7 protein-coding genes are annotated in these 7,287 nt (G+C 34.6%); 6 read left to right on the forward strand and 1 reads right to left on the reverse strand.

Annotated features, from left to right (window positions below; translation table 11 throughout):
* The 5 genes from Megvenef_RS06400 to Megvenef_RS06420 form a co-directional block, all read left to right on the forward strand.
* Positions 1–587 (forward strand): sensor histidine kinase (locus Megvenef_RS06400; RefSeq protein WP_322777148.1); only part of this gene is annotated, 587 nt, incomplete at its 5' end.
* Positions 588–606: 19 nt separating this feature from the next.
* Entirely contained in the window at positions 607–996 is a 390-nt protein-coding gene (locus tag Megvenef_RS06405; protein ID WP_322777149.1) for a response regulator, read from the forward strand.
* 55 nt (positions 997–1,051) lie between these two features.
* Complete coding sequence (gene metG / locus Megvenef_RS06410; RefSeq protein ID WP_322777150.1) at positions 1,052–2,587, forward strand: methionine--tRNA ligase; 1,536 nt, start codon at positions 1,052–1,054, stop codon at positions 2,585–2,587.
* The gene (locus Megvenef_RS06415) at positions 2,587–3,369 is read left to right on the forward strand and encodes a TatD family hydrolase (RefSeq protein ID WP_322777153.1); all 783 of its coding nucleotides are present in this window, start codon (positions 2,587–2,589) and stop codon (positions 3,367–3,369) included. The genes metG and Megvenef_RS06415 overlap by 1 nt, the downstream gene beginning before the upstream one ends.
* Positions 3,370–3,528: 159 nt before the next feature.
* Positions 3,529–6,159 carry an ankyrin repeat domain-containing protein gene (locus tag Megvenef_RS06420; RefSeq protein ID WP_322777151.1) on the forward strand — a complete coding sequence of 877 codons (2,631 nt, stop codon included), beginning with the start codon at positions 3,529–3,531 and terminating at the stop codon, positions 6,157–6,159.
* A 494-nt stretch (positions 6,160–6,653) separates the two neighbouring features.
* Here the strand turns inward: Megvenef_RS06420 and Megvenef_RS06425 are convergent, their stop codons facing one another.
* Positions 6,654–6,854 carry a hypothetical protein gene (locus Megvenef_RS06425; RefSeq protein WP_322777152.1) on the reverse strand — a complete coding sequence of 67 codons (201 nt, stop codon included), beginning with the start codon at positions 6,852–6,854 and terminating at the stop codon, positions 6,654–6,656.
* 105 nt (positions 6,855–6,959) lie between these two features.
* On the opposite strand from Megvenef_RS06425, the gene Megvenef_RS06430 reads away from it, so the two are divergent.
* On the forward strand, positions 6,960–7,287 hold a 328-nt coding region (locus tag Megvenef_RS06430; protein WP_322776028.1), incomplete at its 3' end, for a transposase.

The raw sequence follows: 7,287 nt of genomic DNA on the forward strand, positions 1-7,287 counted from the left end.
ACTTAAGTGATTCTGATAAAAAGAAATATTTGTCTTCTCTTGTTGAAGCAAGTAGCCACCTAACTTCTTTGTTAAACTCTATGCTAACTAACTCCAGCGATAAAGATGAAATAGAGTTTAATTTTGAGAAAATTGATCTTATAGAAACTATAAAATACGCGGTAGAGAAATCTAGAAATTTGAACTTTACAAAAAATAAAATAACCATTGATTTTGAAACAAAAGATAAAGAATGCTATACAATAGCAGATAAATTTTGGATCACCCAATTGCTCTCAAATCTAATTTCTAACGCGGTAAATTATTCAGATCAAGGCAAAATAACTATTTCAGCTCAGCTAGTTAAGATTGATAGTATTGATAGTTGCCTTATTTCTGTAAAAGACGAAGGAATAGGAATTGCTAAGGAAGCATTAAACACTATATTTGACCCATTTAATCGCGGCTCTATTGGACAAGAAATAAAAGGAGACGGCCTTGGTTTGACAATATGTCGAGAAATTGTCGAGGCCCACGATGGTAAAATTTTTGCTTCAAATAATCCAGATATCGGTTCTACAATAGAATTCTTTATCCCTATAAAATAATCTCATTGACATTAAGCTCATGAAAAAAAGAAACTTAATACTATTTGTTGATGATGAAAAAATTTGCCATACTTTGGTAGAATTAATCATCCCTAATTTTACCGATTACAAATTGGTTAGTGCTTACTCAGGGAACGAGGCAATAGAGCTCGCCAAGAGGTATGCAGGCAGCATAGCTCTTGTATTGTCTGATATTATGCTACCTGATATAAATGGCTATGAGGTGTATTCCAAATTAAAGGAAGATGAAAGATTCGCTAATGTACCATTTATTTTTCAAAGCGGCCTTGTTTCTCAAGAAGAAGAACTAAAAAAACATGTTAAAACTAATGTTAAACTACTATATAAACCTTATAAGCAATCAGAGCTTTTGGCCTCTATAAATGAAGCATTAAATGAATTAACTTGATAATATCGCAATTAAAAACTATCATCCTGTAGCACTAAATTCATAATTAAACATAATGTCTGCTTCAGAGCCTTTTTTTATAACTACGCCAATTTATTATGTTAATGATGTACCGCATATAGGGCATGCATATACAAGCATAGCTTGCGATGTTATTAGCAGGTTCATGCGCTTGGCTGGACGTGACGTAAAATTCTTAACTGGAACAGATGAGCATGGTCAGAAAGTTGAGAAATCAGCTGAAAAATACGCTCTACCTCCACAGGAATTTACTGACAAAACATCAGCAGTATTTTTCAAAATGATGCAAACATTAAATATCTCCAATGATGATTTTATCAGAACTACCGAAGGAAGACATAAAGAAGCAGTACGTCACTTTTGGTCCAAATTAGTAGAAAGTGGAGATATTTACCTTGGAAAATACGCAGGCTGGTATTCAATCAGAGATGAAGCATTTTATTCTGAAACAGAATTGACTGAGGATGGCTTGGCTCCAACTGGAGCTCCTGTAGAATGGGTTGAAGAACCAAGTTACTTTTTTAAATTATCAAAATGGCAAGACAAACTTCTTGAGCATTATGAAAACCACCCAGAATTCATTATTCCTGAATCAAGGCGAAATGAAGTAATCAGCTTTGTAAAAAGTGGATTAATAGATTTATCTGTATCACGCACTAGCTTTAGTTGGGGAATTCAGGTTCCAGGTAACGAAGAACATGTAATTTACGTTTGGCTTGATGCTCTGACAAACTACATAGCAGCTCTAGGGTATCCAGATAAAGATAATCAGTATAAAAAATATTGGCCAGCTTCTGCGCATGTTGTTGGTAAAGATATACTGAGATTTCACGCAGTATATTGGCCAGCGTTTTTGATGGCAGCTGGCCTTGACCTACCAAGATCAATTGTAGCCCACGGGTGGTGGACAAATGAAGGTCAAAAAATATCTAAATCCCTAGGTAATGTAATTGACCCATTTACCTTAGTCGAAGAATTTGGCCTTGACCAAGTTCGATATTTTTTAATGAGAGAAGTGACATTTGGTAATGATGGTAATTTCTCAAAGGAAAATTTGATTTCCCGGAATAATAGCGAGCTAGCTAATAAGATCGGTAACCTTTTGCAGCGTACAAGCTCATTTGTATTCAAGCATTGTAACGAAAGCGTTCCGCCCGTGTTAACATCATATGTTGGCGAAGCTTATAACACCCCTCTGCTAATTGATATTTTATCAATTCAACAACAAAACATTGTCGCTATGGAGGCGTTTCAAATAAACAAAGTGCTAGATAATATTATTCATATCAGTGAACAAGCTAATATTTATATAGACAAAGAAGCACCTTGGGCCCTTAAAAACACGGATACAGTTAAAATGCATCAAGTGCTATATAATTTGCTCGAGTCACTCAGATTTATTGGCATTATGCTGCAGCCGTTTGTACCAGATTCAGCGTCAAAAATTCTTGATCAGCTAAACGTGCCTAGCAGCCAAAGATCATTCTCCCATTTAACCAAAGAATATGCTTTAAAACCTTCATCCCCGCTTATGCAGCCAAGCCCTATATTTCCAAGGTTTGAAAAATGATTATTGTAGATTCTCACTGCCATCTCGATATGCTTAATGACTATGACAGTACAGATAATATTGTCAATCGTGCAAAGGAATCTGGAGTAAAATACTTACAAACAATATGTACAAGGCTAGATAATTTTGAAAATATTCTCTCTATTGCAAAGAAGTTTGACAACGTATATGCATCTGTTGGCGTCCATCCTAGCGAAGTTGAAACAATAACACCTTCTGAAGAATTACTTCGTTTAAGCTCTGATGATAAAGTTATAGGACTTGGCGAGACTGGGCTTGATTATTTTTATAATAAAGAACCTCAGCACCATCTACTACAAAGAAAATCATTTGAAGAGCATATCTTTACATCGCAAGAAAATGGCCTGCCTGTGATTATTCATACACGCGATGCCGAAGAAGATACGACAAATATAATTGCAGAACATAAGAAGCACAAAGAGTTTCCTGGATTAATTCATTGTTTTACATCCTCGAAAGAATTTGCTACTAAAATGCTAGACCTTGGCTTATATATTTCAGTTTCTGGTATTGTTACTTTTAAAAATGCTGAATCCTTACGGGAAGCAATCAAATATGTGCCTCTAGATCGATTGCTTGTTGAAACAGATTCACCTTACCTTGCGCCTGTACCAAAAAGGGGCAAAACCAACGAGCCTTCATATACTAAATATGTAGTCGAATTTTTAGCAGAACTAAAAGGCGTAAGCTTAGAAGAGCTAGCTAACAAAACTACGGATAATTTCTTTAGGTTATTTACTAAGGCGACAAGGTCTATCTAAGGTTTCTAAATTACATAAAAATATTGCCCGTACAGCCCCCTACTTGAATAGCTCTATCCTATTACATCCTCTTAACCATATTTCTTTAATTATTAAATTTTCTTTACTAATTCAATCAATTATATTATAATAATTAATTAATTTTCAAAGAACACGCCCATGAAAACAAATTCACCTGAAGCACAAGCGGCAGTTTTTCAAAGTATTAATGCTAAAAATATAGAACAACTACGAGCTACAATAGTAAACGGAGCAGATTTAAACTTTGTTTTAGATGGGTCAACTCCATTAATCCAATCTATTAGAGCAGGCTTTAAAGATGGAATTGAATTGTTGTTAGAAAATAACCCTCAAATAAATCTACAGTTCCCTGATCTGTACGATACAGCACTTAATGCAGCCATAGCGATTAACAATACTGATTTGGCTTTAAATTTAATTAAACGAGGTGCAGATATTAATTTCGTTAGTTCCTCTGTTATTGCTACTCCTTTGGGCATGGCCATTCAGACGGGAAATTTAGATTTTGCTACTTATTTAATTAGCCAAGGAGCAGAAATTTATCCGCATACAACAACTTCTACACCCTTAAAAAATGCAGCAACGGCTTTCCATACAGATCAACGCGCTGCTATAGAATTACTTTTCCAATATTCTGAGCAAATTGCTCAAAACCAGCTAATGGACGCTATAACAATGTTAATAGGTTATGACCCTAATAATATTACCCATATTCTTCTTCCTAAGGTGGCTAATATTAATTCTACTGTTGAAAATAACAAAACTTTACTAGATATAGCGATTGAACGAAGAGCGAATGACTTTGCTATAAATCTGATACAACAAGGTGCTAAAATTAAGGCTGAACACTTTGAAATTGCTCAAGGCCAAGGTAATTATGAGCTTGCTGAATTATTACGTACCACGCATGCGTCAGTTTTAGTCCCTGCTCCACTTACCGCAGAAATTGATATTAATTTTAACATTGCAACTGCAGCAATTTCAGTGGTTCAGACCCCTTCTGTTTATCAGATAGATCCTATATCTAAATCTGCTTTGAATAATGATTTTCTGACAGTAGAGCAAGCTCAGCAATTACTTGAAGATTACAGGTTTCATCAAAGCTTAACTGATCGGTCATTTTTAAACTTTGGATATACCAGAGAGCAAATTAGCAGCATAATAGATACTCCCTTGCAAGATGGAAAAACTTTGCTTAGTAAATTTATTGATTGGAATAATATTGAGCATGCTACAGTTCTTCTACGCGAATATGGCGCAAAAGTTGAGTTTGAGCATTTCAAAATAGTCAGAGAAAAGATGACAAATCCTCATTTACGACATCAAGCTCAAGATATGCTCAGATTACTAGACGAAGCTCAAATGTATCATATTGAACAAGTTCCACTGCGCACTTTGTCAGATGCTATCAAATGCCACCCACGTCTTGCTGATCAACTACTATCAGAAGGTTGGGCTGTTAATGTTGATACTATTATGATGGATTTAGCAGATGCAATTGCTCGTGGCAATCACCATGTTATAAAAATATTGCTAAATCATAATGCCCCGCTTGATTGGAATCAACAAATTGAAGGAGATGCTTTGGGGGATAGTTTGCTGATGAAACTTGCAAGAGACCCACTGGACTTTACAGCTGTTGCAGACTATATCACTATGAAAGATTCAATGGGATTACCAATTTTCAAGATGAATCGAGAAAATAAAAACGGTCAAAAATTAATAGATATTTTTAAAGCTAAATTAGATGCAGAAGGACCAACACATATGCCAATCATAAGTTTGCTTAGAGCATGTGGTTCAAGCGAGCCTAATTCGATAATAGTACCTGAAACCAGCCTAAAATTAGATATTGATAATATACATAATACATTAAATGAGAACCCATTTAGAGATATTCAACAAGGTTTACATCAAGATTATGATATTGACTCACTTGATAATAGTCAAATTTTCGCTGAAATAAGAAGTTATATTGCTTCAAACGAGGTTCGTTTACGCCTTCTTCTTGGCGATCAAAGCGGTGAAGCTCTTGAAAAAGGATTGAAAAATCTAGATGATATTGACCAATATGCAGGAGATATTCGTAATGAACACAATAACAAATGGATAACAAGACAAGAAGTGGTACTTGTTTACCTTACAGCTAAAAAAATAGGCATATTAGACAAATTCATTGAAGTTATAACAGAAATGCATTCATGCGCATGGGGAATGGTAGTAAATTTATATAAGATCATCCAAAATGATTGGAATTTAACTGACTTTAGACCAGTAATTGATTTTAGGCCTTTAGAGCAAGATCAGGACCCTCTTGCTGAAAATGTGTATAAGATACTTTCAAGCTCGGGTATGTCGGCTAAAATGTTAGACCATGTTGTAGAGAAGTTTTTTAAAGATATTTCAAACAATGTCAAACCTAAAGATTATTCAGTTGAAACTGAATTAGTAATGGGCTGTTTTGTTAGAACATTTGAAGGAATAGTAGGCGAGTCAGGAAAACATCCATTCGAAGTCTATAGTAAGGACATCAAAAGCTTCCTTGCAGTAATAGAAGCCTTAGTTATGTCTTATGATGCAGATGAAACTCCAACTAATCCATTATATGGAATAATGCATGCGAACAAAAGTGCGGAAGTTGAAGAGAGAGTAGCAATAATAGAAGCCTTATCAAATAGTAATTTTTCAGATCAAATATTGGTATTAGAAAATACAAGTTTAGAAGAAGGTGAGGTAGTGTTAATGGCCGACTTATCTATATTGCCCTAAATGGACTGGTGTAAAAAGTATTACTGACTAGTATCTCTTACTGAAGATTGAATTTTATAATTTATATCTTTAATGTCTTTGATGATAAAGTGATAGAACTCGGCGAGACTGGGCTTGATTATTTTTATAATAAAGAACCTAAGCACCATCTACTACAAAGAAAATCATTTGAAGAGCATATCTTTACATAAAGGCATAAGCTCAGAAGAGCTAGCTAACAAAACTACGGATAACTTCTTCAGGTTGTTTACTAAGGCGATAAGAGAAGCTGAAGAAGTTATAGGATAATAGAATCTATATTAACCTGAGTTTGATATAAAAAGTGAATATTTTCGGACAATTAGAATAAAAGTCTGTCATCCTGAACTTGATTCAGGATCTTCATTCCGTTGCCTGGGATCCTGAGTCAAGCTCAGGATAACTTTATCACGTTGCATAAGCGCTTCTTGCCATAAAAATAGATCGACTCAACCGGAATTGACATCGTTTTTATATCAAACTAAGGTTATACTAAGCATTAATTTTGCCTTTTCTACCTGAGAAATGTTATTTTTTAAAAATTCTAAATTTTCCGTTCCACTATAAACAAAGCTAGTACCTAGATACTCCATACCCATATATTCACATATTTGTTCGAAAGTAGCCTCAAACCCCATGGGGTATGAGGAATTAAAACTTGCTAGTCCCTCCGTCAAAACTCTCCCCGCCTGAATTAACAAGGGGTTTCATGTCATAAACAGCTTACAAAATCCATAAGAAAATGGTATAATTACCGCATAAAGCTTACGGATTTTAAAATTATGCCTATAGAAAATATTACTTTTCTCCAAAAACAAGAAAGGTTATTTGAAGAGAAATTATCTACAAAACTAAATCCTAAAAACAAGTTATATAAACTAAGGGATTTAGTAAATTGGTCTGAACTTGAAGCCAGAGCATTGCCTAACATTGAAATCAAGCAATTTGGTAGAAATAAGAAAGATCATAGAGTAATGCTAGCACTATCAATGCTTCAAGCTATGTACAACGGTTCTGATTCGTTTACGGAGGAAGAGCTAAAGGAAAATATTTATTGGCAATATTTTTGTGGTTATGAATATTTGCAGCAAGATCTTGATGTGTCTGAAG

Source organism: Candidatus Megaera venefica (genome assembly GCF_034554655.1).
In the GTDB taxonomy this organism is placed as follows: domain Bacteria; phylum Pseudomonadota; class Alphaproteobacteria; order Rickettsiales; family Rickettsiaceae; genus Megaera_A; species Megaera_A venefica.

Coding starts and splice junctions, on each gene's coding strand:
- Megvenef_RS06405 (WP_322777149.1), top strand. CDS start 607: ATGAAAAAAAGAAACTTAATACTATTTGTTGATGATGAAAAAATTTGC.
- metG (WP_322777150.1), top strand. CDS start 1,052: ATGTCTGCTTCAGAGCCTTTTTTTATAACTACGCCAATTTATTATGTT.
- Megvenef_RS06420 (WP_322777151.1), top strand. CDS start 3,529: ATGAAAACAAATTCACCTGAAGCACAAGCGGCAGTTTTTCAAAGTATT.